This window comes from Duganella sp. CT11-25, assembly GCF_047302815.1.
GTDB lineage: Bacteria > Pseudomonadota > Gammaproteobacteria > Burkholderiales > Burkholderiaceae_D > Rugamonas.
Genome location: NZ_JBKBFD010000001.1, coordinates 4,313,364 through 4,335,979, shown reverse-complemented (window position 1 = coordinate 4,335,979; position 22,616 = coordinate 4,313,364). Strand labels below are relative to the sequence as shown.

22 protein-coding genes are annotated in these 22,616 nt (G+C 64.6%); 12 read left to right on the top strand and 10 right to left on the bottom strand.

Annotated elements, in window-relative coordinates; translation table 11 throughout:
* Nucleotides 1–2: 2 nt before the first annotated feature.
* From bioA to ACEN9F_RS18425, 5 genes are all read right to left on the bottom strand, one after another.
* Nucleotides 3–1,343: an adenosylmethionine--8-amino-7-oxononanoate transaminase gene (gene bioA / locus ACEN9F_RS18445; RefSeq protein ID WP_413422040.1), complete on the bottom strand. Its 1,341-nt coding sequence runs from the start codon at nucleotides 1,341–1,343 to the stop codon at nucleotides 3–5.
* A gap of 13 nt (nucleotides 1,344–1,356) precedes the next feature.
* On the bottom strand, nucleotides 1,357–2,142 hold the full coding sequence (locus ACEN9F_RS18440) for an enoyl-CoA hydratase/isomerase family protein (protein ID WP_413422038.1): 786 nt from the start codon (nucleotides 2,140–2,142) through the stop codon (nucleotides 1,357–1,359).
* 2 nt (nucleotides 2,143–2,144) lie between these two features.
* A complete protein-coding gene (locus ACEN9F_RS18435) occupies nucleotides 2,145–3,002 on the bottom strand; it encodes a dienelactone hydrolase family protein (RefSeq protein WP_413422036.1) in 858 nt (285 codons plus the stop codon).
* An 11-nt stretch (nucleotides 3,003–3,013) separates the two neighbouring features.
* Nucleotides 3,014–4,621, bottom strand: coding sequence for a carboxyl transferase domain-containing protein (locus tag ACEN9F_RS18430; RefSeq protein WP_413422034.1), 1,608 nt, complete (start codon nucleotides 4,619–4,621; stop codon nucleotides 3,014–3,016).
* Between the two features lie 107 nt (nucleotides 4,622–4,728).
* The gene (locus tag ACEN9F_RS18425) at nucleotides 4,729–5,163 is read right to left on the bottom strand and encodes a YchJ family protein (protein WP_413422033.1); all 435 of its coding nucleotides are present in this window, start codon (nucleotides 5,161–5,163) and stop codon (nucleotides 4,729–4,731) included.
* Nucleotides 5,164–5,329: 166 nt separating this feature from the next.
* Here ACEN9F_RS18425 and ACEN9F_RS18420 point away from each other — a divergent pair, with 166 nt between their 5' ends.
* Nucleotides 5,330–6,070: a GntR family transcriptional regulator gene (locus tag ACEN9F_RS18420; RefSeq protein WP_166098432.1), complete on the top strand. Its 741-nt coding sequence runs from the start codon at nucleotides 5,330–5,332 to the stop codon at nucleotides 6,068–6,070.
* An 11-nt stretch (nucleotides 6,071–6,081) separates the two neighbouring features.
* Nucleotides 6,082–6,960: an N-acetylmuramic acid 6-phosphate etherase gene (gene murQ, locus ACEN9F_RS18415; RefSeq protein ID WP_413422030.1), complete on the top strand. Its 879-nt coding sequence runs from the start codon at nucleotides 6,082–6,084 to the stop codon at nucleotides 6,958–6,960.
* Nucleotides 6,961–6,967: 7 nt separating this feature from the next.
* Here murQ and ACEN9F_RS18410 read toward each other — a convergent pair whose 3' ends face one another.
* Nucleotides 6,968–7,432 carry an N-acetyltransferase family protein gene (locus ACEN9F_RS18410; protein ID WP_413422029.1) on the bottom strand — a complete coding sequence of 155 codons (465 nt, stop codon included), beginning with the start codon at nucleotides 7,430–7,432 and terminating at the stop codon, nucleotides 6,968–6,970.
* Between the two features lie 189 nt (nucleotides 7,433–7,621).
* Here ACEN9F_RS18410 and ACEN9F_RS18405 point away from each other — a divergent pair, with 189 nt between their 5' ends.
* The gene (locus tag ACEN9F_RS18405) at nucleotides 7,622–7,819 is read left to right on the top strand and encodes a hypothetical protein (RefSeq protein ID WP_413422027.1); all 198 of its coding nucleotides are present in this window, start codon (nucleotides 7,622–7,624) and stop codon (nucleotides 7,817–7,819) included.
* Between the two features lie 10 nt (nucleotides 7,820–7,829).
* Entirely contained in the window at nucleotides 7,830–8,591 is a 762-nt protein-coding gene (locus tag ACEN9F_RS18400) for a hypothetical protein (RefSeq protein WP_413422025.1), read from the top strand.
* A gap of 4 nt (nucleotides 8,592–8,595) precedes the next feature.
* On the opposite strand, the gene ACEN9F_RS18395 is transcribed toward ACEN9F_RS18400, so the two are convergent.
* Nucleotides 8,596–9,093, bottom strand: a complete 498-nt coding sequence (locus ACEN9F_RS18395; RefSeq protein WP_413422024.1) for a globin domain-containing protein — start codon at nucleotides 9,091–9,093, stop codon at nucleotides 8,596–8,598.
* A 141-nt stretch (nucleotides 9,094–9,234) separates the two neighbouring features.
* Between ACEN9F_RS18395 and ACEN9F_RS18390 the strand changes: the two genes are divergently transcribed.
* Genes ACEN9F_RS18390 through ACEN9F_RS18365 form a run of 6 tightly spaced genes read left to right on the top strand, consistent with a single transcriptional unit; the run spans nucleotide 9,235 to nucleotide 16,001 of the window.
* On the top strand, nucleotides 9,235–10,599 hold the full coding sequence (locus ACEN9F_RS18390) for a PLP-dependent aminotransferase family protein (protein WP_413422022.1): 1,365 nt from the start codon (nucleotides 9,235–9,237) through the stop codon (nucleotides 10,597–10,599).
* Nucleotides 10,600–10,611: 12 nt separating this feature from the next.
* Nucleotides 10,612–11,874, top strand: a complete 1,263-nt coding sequence (locus ACEN9F_RS18385; protein ID WP_413422020.1) for an MFS transporter — start codon at nucleotides 10,612–10,614, stop codon at nucleotides 11,872–11,874.
* 42 nt (nucleotides 11,875–11,916) lie between these two features.
* Complete coding sequence (locus ACEN9F_RS18380; protein WP_413422019.1) at nucleotides 11,917–13,587, top strand: glycoside hydrolase family 10 protein; 1,671 nt, start codon at nucleotides 11,917–11,919, stop codon at nucleotides 13,585–13,587.
* 2 nt (nucleotides 13,588–13,589) lie between these two features.
* Nucleotides 13,590–14,489 (top strand): N-acetylglucosamine kinase, encoded by a 900-nt coding sequence (locus ACEN9F_RS18375; protein ID WP_413422017.1) that lies wholly within the window; start codon nucleotides 13,590–13,592, stop codon nucleotides 14,487–14,489.
* Between the two features lie 19 nt (nucleotides 14,490–14,508).
* The gene (locus ACEN9F_RS18370) at nucleotides 14,509–15,372 is read left to right on the top strand and encodes an N-acetylmuramoyl-L-alanine amidase (RefSeq protein WP_413422015.1); all 864 of its coding nucleotides are present in this window, start codon (nucleotides 14,509–14,511) and stop codon (nucleotides 15,370–15,372) included.
* A gap of 17 nt (nucleotides 15,373–15,389) precedes the next feature.
* Nucleotides 15,390–16,001 (top strand): M15 family metallopeptidase, encoded by a 612-nt coding sequence (locus ACEN9F_RS18365; protein ID WP_413422013.1) that lies wholly within the window; start codon nucleotides 15,390–15,392, stop codon nucleotides 15,999–16,001.
* 107 nt (nucleotides 16,002–16,108) lie between these two features.
* Here ACEN9F_RS18365 and ACEN9F_RS18360 read toward each other — a convergent pair whose 3' ends face one another.
* From ACEN9F_RS18360 to ACEN9F_RS18350, 3 genes are read right to left on the bottom strand one after another with little or no spacing between them, the layout of a single operon-like run.
* Nucleotides 16,109–17,086 (bottom strand): aldo/keto reductase, encoded by a 978-nt coding sequence (locus ACEN9F_RS18360; protein ID WP_413422011.1) that lies wholly within the window; start codon nucleotides 17,084–17,086, stop codon nucleotides 16,109–16,111.
* A gap of 12 nt (nucleotides 17,087–17,098) precedes the next feature.
* Nucleotides 17,099–18,583 carry a D-alanyl-D-alanine carboxypeptidase/D-alanyl-D-alanine-endopeptidase gene (gene dacB, locus ACEN9F_RS18355; RefSeq protein WP_413422010.1) on the bottom strand — a complete coding sequence of 495 codons (1,485 nt, stop codon included), beginning with the start codon at nucleotides 18,581–18,583 and terminating at the stop codon, nucleotides 17,099–17,101.
* A gap of 11 nt (nucleotides 18,584–18,594) precedes the next feature.
* The gene (locus tag ACEN9F_RS18350; protein ID WP_413422008.1) at nucleotides 18,595–19,833 is read right to left on the bottom strand and encodes a nucleoside recognition domain-containing protein; all 1,239 of its coding nucleotides are present in this window, start codon (nucleotides 19,831–19,833) and stop codon (nucleotides 18,595–18,597) included.
* Between the two features lie 106 nt (nucleotides 19,834–19,939).
* On the opposite strand from ACEN9F_RS18350, the gene ACEN9F_RS18345 reads away from it, so the two are divergent.
* Both ACEN9F_RS18345 and ACEN9F_RS18340 read left to right on the top strand, forming a co-directional pair.
* Nucleotides 19,940–21,604 carry an ABC transporter substrate-binding protein gene (locus ACEN9F_RS18345; protein ID WP_413422006.1) on the top strand — a complete coding sequence of 555 codons (1,665 nt, stop codon included), beginning with the start codon at nucleotides 19,940–19,942 and terminating at the stop codon, nucleotides 21,602–21,604.
* A gap of 29 nt (nucleotides 21,605–21,633) precedes the next feature.
* Nucleotides 21,634–22,548, top strand: coding sequence for a YihY/virulence factor BrkB family protein (locus ACEN9F_RS18340; RefSeq protein WP_413422004.1), 915 nt, complete (start codon nucleotides 21,634–21,636; stop codon nucleotides 22,546–22,548).
* Nucleotides 22,549–22,616 lie beyond the last annotated feature (68 nt).

Here is a 22,616-nt window from a genome sequence, read left to right as displayed (position 1 = left end):
CGTCAGCCCGCCATCACTTTGTCGAACACGGCCAGCGTGTTGGCCGCCAGGCCGTCGATTTCCTCGTCGTTGAGGATATACGGCGGCATCATGTAGACGGTGGCGCCGATAGGACGCATCAGCAGTTCGTGCTCCACCGCCGTGGCGAAGAAGCGGCGCGAGAAATCAGGTGCCGCGTCGATGGCGTCGAAGGCCCAGATCATGCCGCGGTTGCGGAAGTTGCGGACTTGTCTGTGGTTTGCCAGCGGCGCCAGCGCCGCGGTCAGGCGTGCGGCCTTGACGCGGTTGGCGTTGAGGACGTCGTCCTCCTCGAAGATCCGCAGCGTCGCCAGCGCGGCGCGGCAGGCCAGCGGATTGCCGGTGTACGAGTGCGAGTGCAGGAAGCCGCGCGTGACGTCGCTGCTGTAGAAGGCCTGGTAGATCTCGTCGCGCGTCATCACCAGCGACAGCGGCAGATAGCCGCCGCTGATGCCCTTGGACAGGCACAGGAAGTCCGGCCATACGGCGGCCTGTTCGCAGGCGAAGAAGGTGCCGGTGCGGCCGCAGCCGACGGCGATTTCATCGAGGATCAGGTGGACCTGATGGCGATCGCACAGTGCGCGCACCAGCTGGAGGTACAGCGGATCGTGCATCGCCATGCCGGTGGCGCACTGCACCAGCGGCTCGATGATGATGGCGGCGATCTTGTCGCCGCGCTCCACAAACAGGCGCTCGACATCGGCCGCTGCGCGGCGCGCGACGTCGGCCGCCGTTTCGCCCTCGGCGGCGTTGCGCGCATCCGGCGACATCACGGTCTGCGAGGCGCGCAGCAGCGGGCCGTAGGCGTCCTTGAACAGCGCGACATCGGTGACCGCCAGCGCGCCGATGGTCTCGCCGTGGTAGCTGCCCTTGAGGCAGACGAATTCCTGCTTGTCGCTCTTGCCGTTGTTGCGCCAGGAGTGGAAGCTCATCTTCAGCGCGATTTCCACCGCCGACGCGCCGTCGCTGGCGTAGAAGCTGTGGCCCAGCACATGGCCGGTCAGCGCCGACAGTTTTTCCGACAGTTCGATCACCGGCTCGTGCGTGAAGCCGGCGAGCATCGCGTGTTCCAGCGTATCCAGCTGGTCTTTCAGGGCCGCGTTGATGCGCGGGTTGGCATGGCCGAACAGATTCACCCACCAGGAGCTGATCGCATCCAGGTACCGGCGGCCTTCATGGTCGTACAGCCACGCACCCTTGCCGCGACTCACAGGAATCAGCGGCACAGGGTTGTCCAACTGCGCGTGGTGCTGCATCTGGGTGCACGGATGCCATACGCTGCGCAGGCTGCGTGCTACCCATTCGCTTTGTTTATTTAATTCCAAAACTGCTCCAAACTTAATTCAGCCATGACGGCTTGCGCTTCTCCAGGAACGAGGCCACGCCTTCGCGGCCCTGTTCCGATGTGCGGATTTGAGCGATGCGCTCGGCCGTATCGGCCAGCAGCGCATCGTTGACGGTTTGCCCGACCACCTCGCGCACCAGCACTTTGGCTTGCTGCACGGCGTACGGGCTGTTGTTGACCAGGGCTTTGACGATTTCCCCCACCTTGAAGTCGAGTGCATCGGCGGCCACGACTTCGTGCGCGAAACCGATGCGCAGCGCTTCCTGCGCGGAGAAACGTTCCGCCGTCAGGAAGTAGCGGCGCGAGGCGTTCTCGCCCATCGCCTTGATCACATACGGCGAAATGGTCGCGGGGATCAGTCCCAGTTTCACTTCGCTCAGGCAGAAGTTCGCCTCGTCGACCGCGACGATGATGTCGCACGCGGCCACCAGGCCCATGCCGCCGGCGTAGCAATCGCCCTGCACCTTGGCCACGACAGGCTTGGGACACAGGTAGATCGTGCGCAGCATCTCCGCCAGTTGCAGAGCGTCGGCCTGGTTTTCGGCGTGCGTGTAGCCCGCCATTTTTTTCATCCAGTTCAAATCGGCGCCGGCGCAGAAGGCCGGGCCGTTCGCCGCCAGCACGATCGCGCGCAGGTCGGCGTCGGCGCCCAGTTCGCGGAAGGCTTGCGCGATCTCGGCGATGGTCGTCTCGTTGAAGGCGTTGCGCACATCCGGGCGGTTCAGCGTCACGGTCGCGGTCTTGCCTTCGCGGCTGATGGTCAAGGTCGTAAAGGTCATGCTTAATCCTTGTATTTTATGTCAGTCGGCATGCCGACCGATTGCAGGAAGCGCTGCGTCTCCGGCCACCAGACGGCGACGCCGTCCGGGCTGGAGCTCATCGAATGCGCGTCCTTCTTGAACGGGCCGTAAGCCACCAGCTGCGCCTTGCCGCCCGCGGCGGTATAGGCCGCGTACATATCGGCCGCCAGCCTGGGGCCGAAGTGCGTATCGTTGGCGCCGTAGAACCACAGGCTCGGGATCGTGCTGGTCGCGCCGTAGGCCTTGAAGGCGTCCACCAGCGAGGCTTGCCAATCGCAGCTGGAACGACTGTTCACGCCACCCGCAAAGTTGATGATGCCGCGCACGCCGGCGATCTTGTGGCTGCCGGCCGCCATCGCCGTCAGCCCGCCATGCGACTGGCCGGCGATGATCACGTGTTCCTGATCGGCCCACGGCTGCTGCATCGCATATTCCATCGCGTAGAACAGCGAATTGGCCTGCTGTTCGCCGTTGTTCCTGGCGTCGCAATGCGAGTTGACGTAGGTGCCGCCCGATCCCGCAAAGCCCATGCGCATCGGGATCACCACCGCGTAGCCGCGCTTGACGAACTCGCGGCTGATGACCGGGAAGGTCGCGCGCGGCTGCAGGTGGGCGTCGCCGCCCGCTTTGCCGTGATTCATGAACAGCACCGGGAACGGGCCGTTGCCCGGCGGTTTGTAGATCGTGGTTTGCAGCTGCAGCGCGACGCCGCCTATGTTCGCCGGCACCTGCACCACCTGCTCGCCCATGCGCGGACCGACCACCGGCAGCGCCTGCGCGCTCGCGCAAGCAAAGGCGCACCACAGCGCGGCCCCTGCAAGATGGTGTCGGTTCGGCATGGTCATCCCGCTTACATCCTGAAGACGCCGAACCTGGTGTCTTCGATTTCCGCGTTCAGCGCGGCGGACAGGCCGAGGCCCAGCACCATGCGCGTGTCGGCCGGATCGATGACGCCGTCGTCCCACAGGCGCGCGGTGGCGTAGTACGGGTGGCCCTGATGCTCGTACTGGTCCTTGATCGGCTGCTTGAACGCGGCCTCCTCGTCCGCCGACCACGAGCCGCCCTTGCCTTCGATGCCGTCGCGCTTGACGGTGGCCAGCACGCTGGCCGCCTGGTCGCCGCCCATGACGGAGATGCGGGCGTTAGGCCACATCCACATGAAGCGCGGCGAGAACGCGCGGCCGCACATGCCGTAGTTGCCGGCGCCGAAGCTGCCGCCGATGATGACGGTGAACTTGGGCACGGCGGCGGTGGCGACAGCCGTCACCATCTTGGCGCCGTTGCGCGCGATGCCTTCGTTTTCGTACTTGCGGCCGACCATGAAGCCGGTGATATTTTGCAGGAACACCAGCGGGATCTTGCGCTGCGCGCACAGTTCGATGAAATGCGCGCCTTTCAGCGCGGACTCGGAGAACAGGATGCCGTTGTTGGCGATGATGCCGACCTTCATGCCGAAGATATGGGCGAAGCCGCAGATCAGCGTGGTGCCGTAGCGCGCCTTGAATTCATCGAACTCGCTGCCGTCGACGATGCGGGCGATGACCTCGCGCACGTCGAACGGCTTGCGGGTGTCGACCGGGATCACGCCGTACAGTTCCCCGGTGGCGTATTTCGGCTCCGCGGACTCGCGCAAGGCGCCCTGCTGCGGCTTGGTGCGGTTCAGGTTCGAGACGATGGTGCGCGCCAGCGACAGCGCGTGCAGGTCGTTCTGCGCCAGGTGGTCGGCCACGCCGGACAGGCGCGTGTGGACATCGCCGCCGCCCAGGTCTTCCGCCGTCACCACCTCGCCGGTGGCGGCCTTCACCAGCGGCGGGCCGCCGAGGAAGATGGTGCCCTGTTCCTTGACGATGATGGATTCGTCGCTCATCGCCGGCACGTAGGCGCCGCCGGCGGTGCAGGAACCCATCACCACGGCGATCTGCGGGATGCCCTTGGCCGACAGGTTGGCCTGGTTGTAGAAGATGCGGCCGAAGTGGTCGCGGTCCGGGAAGACGTCGTCCTGGTTCGGTAGGTTGGCGCCGCCGGAATCGACCAGGTAGATGCACGGCAGGTTGTTCTGGTCGGCGATCTCCTGCGCGCGCAGGTGCTTCTTGACCGTCATCGGATAGTAGGTGCCGCCCTTGACGGTAGCGTCGTTACAGACGATCACGCACTCCTGGCCGGCCACGCGGCCGATGCCGGTGATGATGCCGGCCGCCGGCGCGGCGTCGTCGTACATGCCGTAGGCCGCCATCTGCGACAGTTCGAGGAAAGGCGTACCGGGATCGAGCAGCATCTGCACGCGGTCGCGCGGCAGCAGCTTGCCGCGCGCGACGTGCTTGGCCGATGCCGCCTCGCCGCCGCCGAGGGCGATTTTGGCGACCTTGTCGCGCAAATCGTCGACGACGGCCTGCATGGCGGCGACGTTGGCCTTGAAATCCTCGCTGCGGGGATTGAGTTTGCTTTCGATCTGCGGCATTGCTTTTCCTTTTTTAGCGGTGTCAGTGCCGACATTCGGACACGAGCTCAGCTGCTCTGCAGCTGAGCTCGTGTCCGAATGTCGGCACTGACACCGAAGTCTCATGTTTATTCTGGAAAACTACCGTCAACGTAAAACCAGCGCGGGCCTCCCTCGGCCTGCTCTCGTGCAAAATTACTAATTTCGTGCAGACGCTGCGCCCGGCCATTGATCTTGAACCGGGCGACAAACTCCACCGTATCCTGGTTGAGGTCGGTCTCCTCTGCTTTACGTTGACGTAAACGTAAAGCAGATTTTACCTCAAGTCCCAGCCACTGCAATTTTTCCTCGTTGCTCATGATGGGCTCGCTCGGCCGGGTGCTGCCGTGCCAGGTCGCCAGCAGGTAGGGCTCGTTGCGCAGGCCATAGGCGGTATAGCGCGAACGCATCAGTGCTTCGGCCGTTTGCGGGATGGCGTCGCCATCGATATACGGGCCGCAGCAGGTGGCGAGGGAGGGGCCGCCGCAAGGGCAGGCGGCAGGCGCGGTGGACTTCTTGGACATGGATAAGGCGGTCTGGCTGGTGGTGCAATCCCGCATTATCCGCCAAATATGCGCATTCCGCCGGGCTTGGCGTTATGCTGGATGTATAAATATTGTTATTCCACGCGTCGCGATACGTACACCGTTTTCCATATCGCTATTACACTAGAGGCGTGAGGAGAATTGAATGAGCCAGACCAGTTTTGAATTCAAGGCGGACGCCAACGACAGTTCGCCGCTGTACATGCAAATTGCTCGTAAATTGAGCGACGATGTACATAATGGCCGTTATCAGGTGGATCAGGCGCTGCCGTCCGAGCGGGCTTTGTCGGAGCTGTTGAACGTGTCGCGGGTCACCGCGCGCAAGGCAATCGACCAATTGGTGGACCAGGGATTGGTGGTGCGCCGCCGCGGATCGGGTAATTATATTGCGCCGCGCATTGAACAGCCGCTGTCCAACCTCACCAGTTTTTCCGAACAATTGCAGCAGCGCGGCCACATTCCCGGTTCGCGCTGGCTCAAGCGCGCCATCGTCACGCCGACCCCGGAAGAGCAGCTGAGCCTGGGCCTGTCGCCGTATTCCAAGGTGGCGCGGCTGGAGCGCCTGCGCCTGGCCGACGACGTGGTCATGGCCTACGAGGTCAGCGTGCTGCCGCAGACGGTGCTCAACGATCCCAACGCGGTCGGCAATTCGCTGTACCAGTACCTGGACAGCATCGGCCAGTCGCCGGCGCGCGCCTTGCAGCACATCCGCGCGATGAATGCGTCGGCCGAGCTGGCCAAGCAGCTGGGCGTGCCCGAGGGGCAGGCGGTGCTGTACATCACCCGTATTGCCTATCTGGAATCGGGCGAGGCGATGGAGCTGACCCATTCCTATTGCCATAGTGACCACTATGACTTCGTCGCGGAGATGCGTCGCGCCACCTAGACGATCGCCCTATGCTCAAAACCGAATCCCCGAGTCCGCAGCACGCGCAACTGGATCAGTATTCGGTTGAAGCATTGGTCGATGCGCTGGTCGACGACCAGGCGCTGGCGGTCGGGGCCGTGCAGGCGGCCGCAGCCAGCATCGCCGCCGCCGTCGAGGCGATGACGCCGCGCATCGCCGCCGGCGGGCGCCTGATCTATGTCGGCGCCGGCACTTCGGGCCGGCTCGGCATCCTCGACAGCGTGGAGCTGTTCCCGACTTTCTCCTGGCCGCATGAGCGCGCCGTCGCCCTGCTGGCCGGCGGCCTGGGCGCGATGTTCGAAGCGGTCGAGGGCGCCGAGGATGACCGCCACAAGGGTGCCTCCGACCTGCGCCTGCTCTATCCCAGCTATAACGACGTGGTGCTGCTGATCGCCGCGTCCGGCACCACGCCCTATGTGCTGGGCGCCTTGCAGGCCGCGCACATGGTGGGCGCGCTGACCGTCGGCATCACCAACAACGCCGGCACGCCGCTGGCCGCCGGCGCCGATATCGCCATCGTCATCGATACCGGGCCGGAAGTGATTTCCGGCAGTACCCGGCTGAAGGCGGGCACGGCACAGAAAATCGTCCTCAACACCCTGTCCAGCGCGCTGATGGTACGGCTGCATAAAGTCTACGGCAACCTGATGGTGGACATGCAGGCCACCAACGCCAAGCTGATCGAGCGCGCGATCAGCCTGACCATGCACGCCACCGGCGCCGACGCGCACACCGCGCGCGGCGTGCTGGAGCAATGCCAGTTCCAGGTCAAGACCGCCATCGTCGCGCTGCTGAAGCAACAGACGGTCGAGCAGGCGCAAGCGCTGCTGGATGCGGCCGACGGCGACGTCCGCACCGCCCTGCGGTAATCCGGGGTCAGGTCTGGAATCCGGACACGAGCTGATCCGTTCTGACCATTTGCGTGTATCGAACGTCGATATCGTTGTAGTTGCGCAGCGATTCGGCGCCGGCGGCAAAGCCCAGGCGCTCATAGAACGTTCTCGCCTGCAGGTTGGAGCTGACCACGTTCAGGGACAACGGACCCCGCGCATCCTTGAAGATGGCGCCCATCAGCGCCGTGCCGACGCCTTGACCCCTGGCGTCCGCGTGTACGAACACTGCGCGAACCTGGCCGCCGAAGGTCGCGGCAAAGCCCCGCACCGCGCCGTCATCGTAGACCAGTACGCTCAAGGCGGCAAGAATGACCGGGTCGTTGTCGAGCGCTACGATCCGCGGGGGCTGCGGTTCGAACTGCAGCTCGGCTGGTTTGGCGTCCGCATACACGGCAAGCACCGATGGGAAGTCCGCTTCTGTATATGGCCAGACGTTCATGGATTGCATATCGGGAAGGCGTTAATGGACGAGGCCGTGTCCAGATTCCAGACCTGACCCCGGATTTTAGAGGTGGGCCTATGGTAGCCGCCTTCCGCCTTTTTGGCTTGTATCTATTCCGAACCCCGGCGTCTGTATCTATTTCCAAAACGCTGCCGAGCTCACAATCGCTGTATTGACACGACGATTGGAGTCCCGATGAAAACCAAGTACACCCCGAGCTTTATCTTTGGCGCCACCCGCGTCGACGCCGCTACCGCACAGTCCGTGCTGGAGCAATGCCAGTTCCAGGTCAAGCTGGCGCTGGTCGTGCTGCTCAAGCAGCAGACGATCGAACAGGCCCAGTTGCTGTTGGACCGCGCCAACGGCGATGCTTGCGCCGTGCTCAAAGCCTGAGGGGAATGCCATGGAAAACCCGGCTAAAGCCTGGAGCGGCACGGCCGCCGCAAAATATGCGCGCGGCAGTATTAATTTCTACAATGCGCCCGTCTATGAATATGTGAAGTCGACTGTGGCCGATCACGATGAGCAGGATCTGGCGGCGCTGCTGGATTGCCTGCGCCTGGAAAGCACGCCGGCCTATACCTGGAGCGTGACCAATCTGACCAATAGCTACCAGGCCGCCGACCAGGTGTCGCACGCCGAGCGCGAAGTCATCTTCCTGCGCGCGCTGGAAACCACGGTCATTTTCGACCGCATGGAGTCGACGCTGGCCCATAAGATCGCCCTGATGCATACGCGCGGCGCGCCGATGTCGAGCGGCAGCAACAGCTATGTGAGCATCAACGGCAACGACGCTGTACGCGTGAGCACGCTGGTGCCGACCATGCCGTCCTATGAGGTGGTGGATGAGCAGCGCGCCAACGGCGCGCATCGCCTGGAGCTGGGCACGGCCGGCACAGGGGAACTGGAATGCTTCCTCAGCGTGGTGCAGGCGCGCGGCAGGGACGAGGCCGACCTGACCATCATGCTGACCCAGCAGGCGGGCTATTGGATGCTGACCCTGGTGCATCCGACCAAGGGTTCCGCCAGGATTTTGCTGAACCGGGGCCGGGCCTCGGTGGGCGGTTCGGTCGCCGTCTCGGCCACGCCGACGCCACCGCCGATGCCCGGTCCAAGCGTGACCAACTTTCGGGCCGGCGCCAATCTCCCCGCGTGGGGAAACTGAGCAATTATTTGGCGGCGCTGGCCATGCCATCCTGCATGATGACGGCCATGTTGTCGAACATGGCTTCCCAGGCCTGGCGATGCGGGGCATCGAACAGGGCGCCGGCGCGGCTGGCGATGGTGTTGATCAGGGTGTCGCGCATGACGCTGAAATACGCGTGCTTGACCTCGTAGTGATGGTGGCGCACGCCGGAAGCGCGCAGCAACAGCAGCAGTGTGGCGGGCTGGTCCACCAGCTCCACGGTTTCCGCCAGCGTGTGGGTCAGCCGGCCCTGCTGTTCGGTCATGTCGCCGGAGAACAAGCCGATCACGCCCGGCGCGACGGTAAACAAAGCGCGGTAGAAATCGCTGCCGAAGTCACCCGGCGCATCGACCGCGGCCTGCCAGCCGGCTTTGACCATCCCGGCCTGTTCCTCTCCTATGTCCAGCAGCCACAGCTCGGCGGCCTTGACCTGGGCCTTGCTGGGTGCGCGTGAGGTGGCGGCGGAGGACGGTTTAGTCATGGACAAGCTCGTGGTGGACAATAAAGCAACAGCGAAGTATAACCGGTAATGTACGGGCGGTCTGCCTGGCATGTTATAACCTTGGGGCAAAAGTGCACCTGGGTCAACGCGGCGCGTGGCGCCGCAAGTTGGAGTCAACGCGTGGCAAGAACCAAATATCAGGTATTGGCCGATGAACTGGCGGAGGCGATCGGCAGCGGCAAGCTGGCCCAGAACGCACGCCTGCCGTCCGTGCGCGAATTGATGCAGCAGCATCAGTTGAGCCTGGCCACCGTGACCAACGCCCTGCATACGCTGGAGCGGCAGGGGCTGGTCGAGCCGCGCGACAAATCCGGTTATTTCGTCAAGGCCGTCGCGCAGGACGAGCCGCTGCAGGACGCCGTCGTGCCCGCCGCGGAGGCGCTGCTGTCCGCGCGCAACTGGGGTCCGGCGCAAGACCTGTTTCCCGAGCAGCGCTGGCAAAGTCTGCTGGCGCGGGTGATACGGCGCCATCCCTTCTTGACCACCCGCTACGCGCACGGCTTCGGCCACCCGCTGCTGCGCGCCGAGCTGGCCCGGCGCAGCGCCGAGAACGGCTGTTTCCTGAAGGAGGACGAGCTGATCGTCACGCAAGGCGCGACCGAAGCCCTGTTGCTGGCGCTGCGCGCGACCACCGAGGCCGGCGCGCGGGTGCTGGTGCAGGCGCCGGTCGGCGTGCTGTTCGGCCGCCTGCTCGAAACCTTGTCGCTGGTGCCGGTCACCATCACCAGCAAGGTCGACGACCCCGGTTTTCTGCCCGAGGTGCAGGCGGCGCTGGAAGGCGAGCACGCGCCCAAGGTATTCCTGCTGGTGGCCAACTACCATTTCCCGGCCAGCGCGCTGATGCCGCTGATCGTCAAGCGCAACCTGCTGCGGCTGACGGAGAAGCACGACGTGACGATTATCGAAGACGACGTCTATGGCGACCTGCAGCACGAGGGCGCGCGGCCGCTGACGCTGAAGTCGTTCGATCTCCAAGGCAAGGTCGTGTACGTCAATTCCTGTTCGAAAACGCTGGCGCCGGGCTTGCGTGTCGGCTGGATGGCCGCCGGCCGCTGGCGCGAGCGGATCGAGTACTTGAAAAGCGCGTCGGCCAGCAGCGTCAGCGAGCTGTCGCAGCTGTTGCTGGCCGAGTTTCTGGCCGAGGGCAGCCATGTGCCGCACCTGCGCAAGATCCGCAAGGAACTGAAGAGCCGCAGCGATGAATATATCGCGCTGTTGCAGCTAACGCTGGGCAAGACTGTTAAGCTGGGCCAGGTGGCGGGCGGGTATAGTTTCTGGCTGCCGTTGCCGCCCGACACACCGGCCGATGTGATCCAGTCGCAGATCCATCTGCACTGGCCGTTGCTGGAAGCCCAGGATGCGCCCGATTCGCCGCAGCTGGTGGTGGTGTCGAAAGGCATGTGCATCAACACCTCGATCGCGCTGACGGACCCGCTGCGCCAGTCGCTGATGTCGTTTTGCTTTTATCTGCGGGCGTTGTATTGAATTAAAGGAATTATGGAACAAGCACGCAATCCCTGGGCCTGGGTGCCGAGTATTTCATTTAGCCAGGCCGTGCCGTATGTAGCGGTGATGATGTTGTCGACGGTGATGTACAAGAATCTCGGCATTTCCAATACCGATCTGGCGTTTTATACGGCGTGGCTGTACCTGCCGTGGGTGATCAAGCCGCTGTGGTCGCCCATCGTCGAACTGTTCGGCACCAAGCGGCGCTGGATCGTGCTGCTGCAGCTGCTGACCGGCGCCTCGCTGGCGACGGTGGCGCTGACCTTGCATCTGCCGCAGTTCTTCGCCATGAGCCTGGCCGTGCTGTGGCTGATGGCGTTCAGCTCGGCCACCCATGACATCGCGTCCGACGGCTACTACATGCTGGGCTTGCCCACGCAGCACCAGCAAGCCGCCTTCGTCGGCGTGCGCAGCGCTTTCTACAAGCTGGCGATGATCGCCGGGCAAGGCGGGCTGGTGTACCTGGCCGGCCAGCTGATGTTGTCCAGCGGCGATCCGGCGTTTGCCTGGTCGGTGGTGTTCGGCCTGATGTCGGTGCTGTTCCTGCTGCTGTGCGCGTATCACCAGTTCATCCTGCCGCGCCCGGATTCGGACCACCGCGTTGCCGCCGGCGGCGCGCTGTGGGACGACTTTGTGTCCACCTTCCGCAGTTTTTTCCAGAAACCAGGCATCAAGGCCACGCTCGGCTTCCTGCTGCTGTACCGCCTCGGCGAGGCGCAGCTGCTGAAAATGGCGGCGCCCTTCCTGCTCGATCCGCGCGCGCAGGGCGGATTGGGGCTGACGACGTCGGAGTTCGGCCTGGTCTACGGCACCATCGGCGTGTGTGCGCTGGTGCTGGGCGGGCTGGCTGGCGGCGTGGTGATCTCGCGCTTCGGTCTCAAGCGCAGCCTGTGGCCGATGGTGTTCATCATGCACGTGCCGGACCTGGTGTTTGTCTACCTGGCCAGCGCGCTGCCGACCAATACCGTGCTGATCTCGGCCTGCCTGGCGGTCGAGCAGTTCGGCTACGGTTTCGGCTTCTCCGCCTTCATGCTGTACATGATCCTGGTGGCCGACGGCGAGCACAAGACCGCCCACTACGCCATCTGCACCGGCTTCATGGCCCTCGGCATGATGCTGCCGGGCATGGTCAGCGGCTGGATACAGCAGCACCTGGGGTATCAGAATTTCTTCATTTGGGCCTGTATTTCCACCCTGCCGGCGTTTGCCATGACCGCGCTGGTGCGGATACCCGTTGAATTCGGCAGGAAATAGGCGGCCGCCGCATTACAATACGGTGCTCAACTGAATTTGGGAGTGGTTTTGGTGGTTTTTGGTAAATTCAATGCGAAGAAGCGGCTGACCTTGTCCGCTGGTGTGGCGGCCGGCCTGGCGGCGCTGCTGGAAGGTTGCTCAAGCACGCCGGTAGCGCCTGCGCCGGACGCGGGCCCGGCGCCGCGCCCGCCCGCCCCCGGTGGCGCCATGCCATCGGCGCCGGTTGCCGCCGACCCGAACATGCCGCCGCCGGCGCCGCGCGAGTTCCGCGCGGCCTGGGTATCCACGGTCGCCAACATCGATTGGCCCAGCCGCAGCAATCTGAGCGTGGCCAAGCAGCAGGCCGAAGCGCTCGCCATCCTCGACCGTTCCAAGTCGCTGAACCTGAACGCCATCGTGCTGCAGGTGCGCCCGAGCGCCGATGCGATGTATCCGTCCGAGCTGGAGCCATGGTCGGAATTCCTGACCGGCCAGCAGGGCCGCGCGCCGTCGCCGGCCTGGGATCCGCTGCAGTTCTGGGTCGAGCAGGCGCATGCGCGCGGGCTGGAACTGCATGCCTGGTTCAACCCCTACCGCGCCCGCCACGCGACGGCCAAGTCGCCGCTGGCGCGCAACCATATCGCCAATACCGAACCGGAAGTGGTCAAGTCCTACGGCCGCTACCTGTGGATGGATCCGGGCGAGGCCGCCGCGTCGCAGCGCACGCTGGATGTGATCCTGGACGTGGTGCGCCGCTACGATATCGACGGCGTCCACATCGACGACTATTTCTATCCCTACCCGATCGACACGCCCAACGCGGCCGGCCCTGAAGGCGTGGCGCTGGATGGCGGCGTCGGCGGCAAGCAGGAGCTGGAGTTCCCGGACCAGCCGTCATGGCAGCGTTACCTGCTGGGCGGCGGCACGCTGGACCGCCCGCACTGGCGCCGCCAGAACGTCAATTCGCTGATCGAGGCGATGTATCTCGGCATCCGCAAGGAAAAGAGCTGGGTGCGCTTCGGCATCAGCCCGTTCGGCATCGGCCGTCCGGACAAGCGCCCGGCCGGCATCGTCGGCTTCAGCCAGTACGACAAGCTGTACGCGGACGCGGAACTGTGGCTGGCCAACGGCTGGCTCGACTATCTCGCGCCGCAGCTGTACTGGCCGGTGGCGCAGGCGCCGCAGGCGTTCGACGTGCTGCTCGACTACTGGCTGGCGCAGAACACCCGCGCGCGCCACGTATGGCCGGGCCTGTACACCAGCCGCATCGACAACACCGCCAAGACCTTTGCGCCGGAAGAGATCGTCAAGCAGATCGGCGTCACCCGCAGCCGCAGCGGCGTGCGCGGCCATCTGCACTTCAGCATCGCGGCGCTGATGGAGAACCGCAAGGGCATCGCCGACCAGTTGAAGTCGCAGACTTACCAGACGGCGGCGCTGGCCCCGGCCAGTCCGTGGCTGGGATCGGAATTGCCGGCGGTGCCGGGCGCGTCCGCGCGTCGCGAAAGCAATGGCGTGTCGCTGAAGCTGGCCGCCGGCGCCGGCAAGCCGGTGGCGCATTATGCGATCTGGTCGCGCTACGGATCGGAATGGCGCTTTGCCGTCGCGCCCGCATCGCGTCCGGTATTGCTGTTGGCCGACGATGCGGCGGGCGGCGCGGCGCAGGCGGTGGTCGTCAGCTCGGTCGACCGCCTGGGCAATGAAAGTGAACGCATACACGTCTACAGGAGCTGACCATGAACGAACTCGGCCTGGGCATCGATGCCGGCGGCACGCAAACCCGTTGGGCGCTGGCCAATCCGGCCGGCGAGATCGTGGCCGAGGGCAGCGTGGCCGGCATGTCCGCCACGCAGATGAGCAATACCGTCGGGCGCGACGCGGTGCGCGGCATCTTCGCGCTGCTGGCGACGCAGGTGCTGGCCGCCGGCCAGCCGGTGCGCGTCTGCGCGGGGCTGACCGGGTTCGACGGCGTCAGCACGCAGGCCGGGCAATGGCTGGCGGAGGTGTTGAAGATCGCGCCGACCGCCATCATCATGCGCAACGATGTGGAAATCGCCTATCTGGACAGCTTCGCGCCCGGCGCCGGCTATCTGGTGTACGCCGGTACCGGCTCGATCGCGGCCTGGATCTCCGAGGACGGCGAGTTCCACCGCGCCGGCGGACGCGGCGTCACGCTGGACGATGGCGGCGGCGGCTTCTGGATCGCGCGCGAAGCGATGCGCCACATCTGGCGGCTGGAGGACGAGCAGCCCGGCGTCTGGCAACAATCGGCGATGGCGCGCGCGGTGTTCGAGCAGATCGGCGGCAGCGACTGGGCCTTGTCGCGGCAATTCATCTACGGCCAGGACCGGGGCGCGATCGGGCGGCTGGCGCTGGCCGTCGCCGCCAGCGCGGATGCCGATCCGGTCGCGCGGGATATCCTGGAACAGGCCGGCCGCGAACTGGCCCGCATCGGGCTGGCGCTGGTGGGCCGCTATGGCCCGCGTCCGATCGCCCTGGGCGGACGGGCCGCCAATTTGCACCCGCTGATCGCGCAGGCCATGCGGGCGGCGTTGCCTGGCGAACTGTCCCTGATACAGAAGGAAACACAGGCGCACCACGCGGCGGCCCGGATTGCTCTAAACTCTACACCTTGAATTGTTGCCGAGACCGCTTATGAAGATCGCTCCGTTCCTCGCCCTGTCCGCCATGACCGCCGTGCTGGCCGGTTGCGCCACCGTCCCGCCGCCGGCGCCGCGTCTGGATCACAGCCTGGTCTCGCGCAGCCAGAGCGAGCGCATCAAGTACATCATCATTCACTACACGGTGGCCGACCTGCCGCGCTCGATCAAGATCCTGACCCAGGATGAAGTCAGCTCGCATTACTTGCTGACCGATACGGACGTGCCGTTCTTCTACACGCTGGTCGATGAATCGCGCCAGTCCAACCACGCGGGCTTGAGCAGCTGGAAGATTTACAACCAGCTCAACTCGGCGTCGATCGGTATCGAGATCGTCAATCCGGGATTCAAGGATACGCCTGAGGGCCGCGTCTGGTATCCGTTCAAGCCGGCGCAGATCGACCAGCTGGTGCTGCTGTTGAAGGATATCGTCAAGCGCTACAACATCAAGCCGGAGAACATCCTCGGGCACAACGACATCGCGCCGCAGCGCAAGCAGGATCCGGGGCCGATGTTCCCGTGGAAGCGGCTGGCGGACGAAGGCCTGGTCACGTGGCCGGAAGCCAGCCGTGTCGCCGCGCGTATTCCCGGTTACCAGGAGCAGTTGCCGGACATCGCCTGGTTCCAGCGCAAGCTGGCGCAGCATGGCTACGCCGTGCCGCAAAATGGCGAGCTGGACCAGGCCACGCGCAACGTGATGGTGGTGTTCCAGTCCAAGTATCGGCAATCGCTGTTCGACGGCACGCCGGATGCGGAAACGGCGGCCATCCTCGATGTGCTGACCAGTCCGCTGCCTGTGCTGCCGCTGCCTGCAGCGCCGGCGCAGCCGCAGCCTGACGCCCCGAGCGAAGCGCACTGAGAGGCGAGGTCGTCCGCATGACCGCCTCGATACCCTGCGAAGCCATTCCGGGCCACCCGGATTTCCGTAGCCTGGACAGCATCGCCGGCATCGCCGTCGACCTGCGCTACGCGACGCCGGACAACTTCGTCGGCCGCGACTTGTACACCCCTTTGGATTGCAACTGGCTGCACAAGGATGCGGCGGCCGCATTGGCGTTGGCGGTAGCCTGGCTGGCCGCACGCAAGCCTGGATACACATTGGCGGTGTTGGACGCCCTGCGTCCGCAGCGCGTGCAGGAGCAGTTGTGGGAAGCGCTGCAAGGCACCGACCTGCTGGGCTACATCGCCGACCCGGCGCGCGGCTCGATCCACTCCTTCGGCATGGCGCTGGACGTCACGCTGCTGGACGCGCAAGGCCGCGAGCTCGACATGGGCACCGGCTTCGACGACCTCACCGAACGCTCGCATCCCGCCTTGGAGAATGCGCTACTGGCGCGCGGCGAACTCACGGCCCAGCACATCGAAAACCGCCGCTGGCTGCGCGACGCCATGTTCCAGGCCGGCTGGCAAGGGATCAACAGCGAATGGTGGCACTTCGACTGCGGCGACCGTCTGCTGGTCCGCAAAAACTACACCCGCGTCCTCTAAACTCCGGGGTCAGGTCCAAAACCTGGACACGAACTGTACCGTAGCGACCGCTACGGTACAGTTCGTGTCCAGGTTTTGGACCTGACCCCGGAGTTGACCCCGACGTGTTAGCGGTCGACGGTTGCCATGCGTTCTTTGCTGTAGCGGGGGCCGGCGACTTGTTTTAGCGCGCTTTCCAGTGTGGCGATTTCGCTGGCGCCAAGCGTTACTTCGGCGGCCGCCGCATTCTGTTCCAGGTTGGTCCGGCGGCGCGTGCCGGGGATCGGGACGATGTCTTCACCTTGCTGCATGACCCAGGCCAGCGCTACCTGGCCAGCGGCCAGGCCGCGTGCCTCGGCGACTTCGCGCACCACTTGCGCGGCCTGCATGTTGGCGTCGAAGTTGGCGCCCTGCATGCGCGGGTCCAGGTGGCGGAAGTCGGTCGGCGGATATTCTTCCGCGCGCTTTGCGGTGCCGGCCAGGAAGCCCCGGCCCAACGGGCTGAACGGCACCAGGCCGATGCCCAGTTCGCGCAGCACGGGGATGATGTCGTCTTCCAGGTTGCGCTCCCACAGCGAGTATTCGCTCTGCAAGGCGCTGATCGGGTGCACCGCATGGGCGCGGCGGATATTCGCTACACCCGCTTCGGACAGCCCCAGGTAGCGTACCTTGCCTTCGCGTACCAGTTCGCCCATGACGCCGACCACATCCTCGATCGGCACTTGCGGGTCGATGCGGTGCTGGTACAGCAGGTCGATGTGGTCGGTGCCGAGCCGGCGCAACGAGCCTTCGACGGCGACGCGGATGTGCGCCGGATCGCTGGTGACGCCGAGCCTGGCGCCATCGCGCAGGTCGAAGCCGAACTTGGTGGCGATGATCACGTCGCTGCGGCGGCCCGCGAAGGCGCGTCCCAGCAGTTCCTCGTTGTGATACGGGCCGTACACTTCGGCGGTGTCGAAGAAGTTGATGCCCAGCTCGATGGCGCGATGCAGCGTGGCGATCGCTTCGCTCTCGTCCGCCGGACCGTAGGTGTTGCTCATGCCCATGCAGCCGAGGCCCTGGGCCGATACGATTAATCCCTGACTGCCTAATGCGCGTTGCTTCATGCTTGCTCCCGGTTAGTTGCCGGAGCGTGCGACCCAGTCGATCAACGCATCCAGCACGGCGCGGCCGGCGCCGTTGGCGACGTGCTCGTCGTTCAATATCGCGACCACGATAACGGGCTGGTTGTTGGCGTCCTGCACGTAGCCGGCGACCGCGATCACGCCTTTCAGGCTACCAGTTTTTACGCGGGCGCGCTGAGCGGCCGGACTTTCCTTGAGGCGGCGGCGCATGGTGCCGTCGGTGGCGGCGATCGGCAGGCTGGAGAGGAACTCCGGCATCCACAGGCTTTTCAGGCCGGCCTGCAGCACGCCGGCCAGTTGCGCCGGCGTGGCGCGTTCCAGCCGCGACAGGCCGGAGCCGTTGTCGATGACCAGGCCGTTGCCGTCGATGCGTTGCTGTTGCAGCCAGCCGCGGATGGTGGTTTCGGCGCGCATGGCGGTGCTGGCCTGGCTGCCGTCGGCGGCGATCGGGCGGCTGCCCAGCATGGGATCGGCTTCCAGGCTGCCGAGGCTGAGGAAGATGGTGCGGGCCAGCGTGTTGTCGGATTGCTTGTTGGTGTCGCGCAGCACTTCCGGCAGCGGGCGCGAGACGTGTTCGGCCAGCAGCTTGGTCGGCGAGGGCACGATCTCGGCCGCGGGCGGTTCGGCTTCGCGCACCTCGCCGCCGATGCTGCCGCCCAGCTTGCGCCAGTTGGCTTGCAGCAGGCGCGCCAGGTAGTCGTGGCTGTCGAGCACATTGATGCTGGTCGATTTGACGCAGTCCTTGGGGAAGCTGCCATGCAGCACGACTTCGATCCTGTCGCCCTTGCGCGTGTAGTCCGGCGTGCGCCAGTCCTTCTCCCACGCGGCGCAGGCGGCATCGACCAGTTTCATGTCTGAGCGCACGCTGACCTTGTCCATCTCCGGCATCATCACCAGCGACAGCTTGTCGCCGGTGGCGCGCATTTCCAGCTTCAGCAGGTTGGTGTTGGTCAGCAGCGCGTCCGGGATGACGTTGTAGTAGGCCCACGGATACTCGTCGAACGGCGGCTGCCCCGCGTCGGGCCGCGCGGGCTGGAACAGCAGCCGGTCTAGCACCACGTCGCCCTTGATCTTGCGGATGCCCTGGTTGCGCAGCGCTTGCAGCATGTGCGCCAGCACATCTTCGTTGAAATCCGCATCGGCGCCGCCGCGCACGATCAGGTCGCCCTGCAGCACGCCGTTGACCACCTCCGCGCCGCTGCGGAATTCCGTGCGTCCGCGAAACACCGGACCCAGCTGCTCCAGCGCCGTCAGCGTGGTGAACAGTTTCATGGTCGATGCCGGCTGCATGCTTTGCTGCGCGTTGTGCGAGATCAGCGTGGTATCACCGCGCATGACGACGATGCCGGCCGCTTCCGGCGGGATCTGCGCGGATTGCATCAGCCGGGCCACGGGCTCCGGCAATTCGGCGGCATGGACGGCGCCGGCGGAAAGCAGCGCGGCAATAATCAGGCGACGAACAAGCAGGCGACGAAACATGGCAACCCTGTTCAATGGAAGAAGATGTAGGCGACGAAGATCGCGGCGAGGACCCCGGCGAAGTCGGCGATCAGGCCGCAGGAGATCGCATAGCGGGTCTTGCGGATGCCCACCGAGCCGAAGTACAGCGCGACGATGTAGAAGGTGGTGTCGGCCGAGCCGTTGAACACGCAGGCCAGCCGGCCGACGAAGGAATCCGGGCCGTAGGTGGCCATGGTGTCGATCATCATGGCCTTGGCGCCGCTGCCGCTGAGCGGTTTCATTAATGCGGTCGGCAGCGCCGGCACGAAGTCGGTGTTGACGCCAAGGTGGCTGAACAGCCACGTGAAGCCCTCCACCACATAGGTGAACACGCCGGCGTTGCGGATCACGCTGATGCCGACCAGCATGCCGACCAGATAGGGTATGACGGTCAGCGACGTTTGTATGCCGCCCTTGGCGCCCTCGATGAAGGCGTCGTAGATATTGACCTTCTTGACCAGCGCGCCGACGATGAAGCCGACGATCACCAGCAGCAGCAACAGGTTGCTGAATACCTTGGAGAAATTCTGGATCTCGGCCTTGCTGAGGAATGCGGTGAAGTACCACATCAGGCCGACGATGGCGGCCGTCATGCCGCCCAGCCAGCCCAGTACCACGCGGTTGAACAGGTTGATGCGCTGGCGGATCGAGACGGCGATGATGCCGGTGACGGTGGCGACGTAGGTGGCGATCATGCATGGGATGAAGATGTCGGCCGGGTCGGCCGCGCCCATGATGGAGCGCTGGGCCATGATGGCGACCGGGATCAAGGTCAGGCCGGAGGTGTGCAGCACCAGGAACATGATCTGCGCGTTGCTTGGCTCGTCCTTGCTGGGATTGAGCGTTTGCAGGCTTTCCATCGCCTTCAGGCCGAACGGCGTGGCGGCGTTGTCCAGGCCCAGCAGGTTGGCCGAGAAATTCATCACCATGTGGCCGGTGGCCGGGTGGTTTTTCGGCACTTCCGGGAAGATGCGCGAGAAGAACGGCGCGATCAGGCGCGCCAGCATGTTGATGGCGCCGGCTTTTTCGCCGATGTTCATGATGCCCAGCCACAGCGTCATCACGCCGGCCAGCGGCAGGGCGATGTCCATCACGCTCGACTTGGCCGAGTCGAAGGTGCCGTCGATGATGCGCTTGAAGATTTCGGTGTCGCCCAAAAAGAAGAATTGCGCCAGCGCGGCGACCAGGCCTATCAGGAAGAAGCCAGACCAGATGTAAGAGAGCGACATTGTTGGTAGTTCCTGAATGCAGTGGGCGATTTGCAAAGTATAGCGGGTAAGCAAGCCAAAAAAGTTATAAGCTGCCGCTTTACGTATGCGATGTGGATTGGACAGTATGCTTAAAAGTTATGCAACAGCCCTGCTGGCGCTGGTCGTCGCGGCCGGCGCCGCGCCGCCTTCGGCGCTTGCCCAGGACGCGCCGAAAGTCCTGCATGCCTTCCTCAGCACCGGCGAAACCGGCCTCGATCCGGCGGTGGCCTCGGACGTGGCCAGCCTGAGCCTGCTGGAAAACCTGTTCGATCCGCTGCTGCGCTACGATTACCTGGCCCGCCCCGTCAAACTGCAGCCCAATACGCTGACCGCCATGCCGACGGTGGAAGACGGCGGCCTCAGCTACACCTTCCACCTGCGCCAGGACGTGTATTTCACGCCCGACCCGGCCTTCAAGGGCGCGCGGCGGCAGGCGACGGCGCAGGACTATGTGTATAGCTTCAAGCGGCTGTATGACCCGGCGCTGAAATCCCCGTGGACTTATCTGTTCGAAGGCGTGGCCGATATGCAGGCGGTGGACAAGTTCACGCTGCGCATGCGCCTGAAAGCAGCCGATCCGAATTTCCTGTTCTACCTGGCGATTCCGGCCACCGGCGTGGTGGCGCGCGAAGTGGTGGAGGCTTACGGCGCCCAGGTCGGCAATCATCCGGTCGGCACCGGCCCGTTCAAGATGGGCACGTGGAAGCACAGCGACCAGATCAGCCTGCTGGCCAACCGCGATTTCCGACCGATGGCGTTCCAGGGCAAGCGCCTGCCGCTGCTGGACCGCATCGACATCAAGATCATGGAGGAATACCAGTCGCGCATGCTGGGCTTCCTGAACGGCGAGTTCGATTTCCTGGAGCAGGTGCCGGAATCGATGAAGGAAATGGTGCTGACCGACGACGCCAGGCCGACCCTCAAGCCCGAGCTGGCCAGGAAAGGCATGGTGCTGTCGCCCTTCCCCGTGCTGCAGACCTACTATATGTGGATGAATATGGACGATCCGCTGATCGGCGGCTACGGCAAGGATAAGGTGGCGCTGCGGCGCGCCATCGCGCTGGGCTACAACAGCGCCGAGGATATCGCCCAGATGAAGAAGGGATTGGCGTTGCCGGCCGTTACGCCGCTGCCGCCGAACGTGCTGGGCTACGATCCCGCCTACCGCAGCCCGGTCGCCTACGATCCGGCGCTGGCCAACGCGCTGCTGGAGCGCTACGGCTACCGCAAGGGCGCGGATGGTTTCCGCACGCTGCCGGACGGCAAGCCGTTGACCCTGGTGATGCATAGCGAGTCGTCGACCGTGGGCCGGCTGCGCGACGAGCTGTGGCGCAAGAACCTGAACGCCATCGGCCTCAAGGTGGTCTTCAAGAGCGACAAGAAGACCGAGATCATCAAAGCCTCGCGCCTCGGCTCGGTGATGATGTTTGAAACCAACTGGGTGGCGGACTTCCCGGACGGCGATAACTTCTATCAGCTGCTGTATGGTCCGAACAGCGGCCGCGCCAACTATGCGCGTTTCAACTTGCCAGCCTATAACCAGCGCTACGAGCAAACCCGCGTCATGGCCGATTCGCCGCGGCGCACCGCGCTGTACGATGAGATGGCGCAGATCATCCATGCCTACACGCCGTGGGTGTTGCTGACGCATCCGATCTCGGCCGACCTGCAGCAGCCGTGGCTGAAGAATTACCGGCGTCATCCGGTGGAATTCACCAACTGGCGCTATCTGGACGTTGTCGCACACTAAGTAATCGGCATCGGGCGTAGAATGGGCCGATGAAACTAATCAACCGCCGGGCGCTGGCCTACGTGGCCACGCATCCCATGGACTTCGTGATGCAATGCCTCAAGGGCTTCCGCGCCAACCAGGGTTTGCTGCTGGCGGGGGCGGTTGCGTATTACTCCCTGCTGTCCATCGTGCCGCTGCTGATGCTGGTGGTGGTCGCGCTGTCGCATATCATCGACCAGGCCGAATTGCTGACCACGCTGGGCCGCTACCTGAACTGGCTGGTGCCCGGGCAATCCCAGCCCATCGTCACCGAGATCGCCCATTTCCTCGAGCACCGCGACCTGGTCGGCAGCGTGCTGGTGATCACCATGCTGTTCTTCAGTTCGCTGGCCTTCACCGTGCTGGAAAACGCCATGTGCGTGATTTTCAAGCACCGGGTGGCGATACGGCGCCGGCGCTACCTGATTTCCGCGATCATGCCCTACTGCTACATCCTGTCGCTGGGCGCCGGCATGCTGGTGGTCACGCTGGTGGCGGGCAGCCTGCAGGTGCTGGGCGAAGAGAGCGTGCAGCTGTTCGGCTACAGCTGGTCGATGCACGGGGTGTCGGGCGTGCTGCTGTATTTGCTGGGGCTGGCCGGGGAAGTGCTGGTGCTCAGCTCAATTTACCTCGTGATGCCGGTGGGCCGGCTGTCGCTGTCGCATGCGCTGATCGGCGGCGTGACGGCGGCGCTGCTGTGGGAAGTCGCGCGGCATATCCTGGTCTGGTATTTCTCGACGCTGTCGCAGGTTAACGTCGTCTACGGCTCGATGACGACCGCGATCGTGGTCATGTTCAGCCTGGAAATCGGGGCGACGCTGCTGCTGTTCGGCGCCCAGGTGATTTCCGAGTTCGAGCGGGCTGGGCGCGAGCAGCAATTCCGCGCGCCGAAGCCCTTGACCACGGAGGCGGTACAGAAATAAAATAATTTGTGCATCGCACAAAGAACTGTGTTACACTACGTTCGTGGTTGAGGTTTGCATGCAAACAG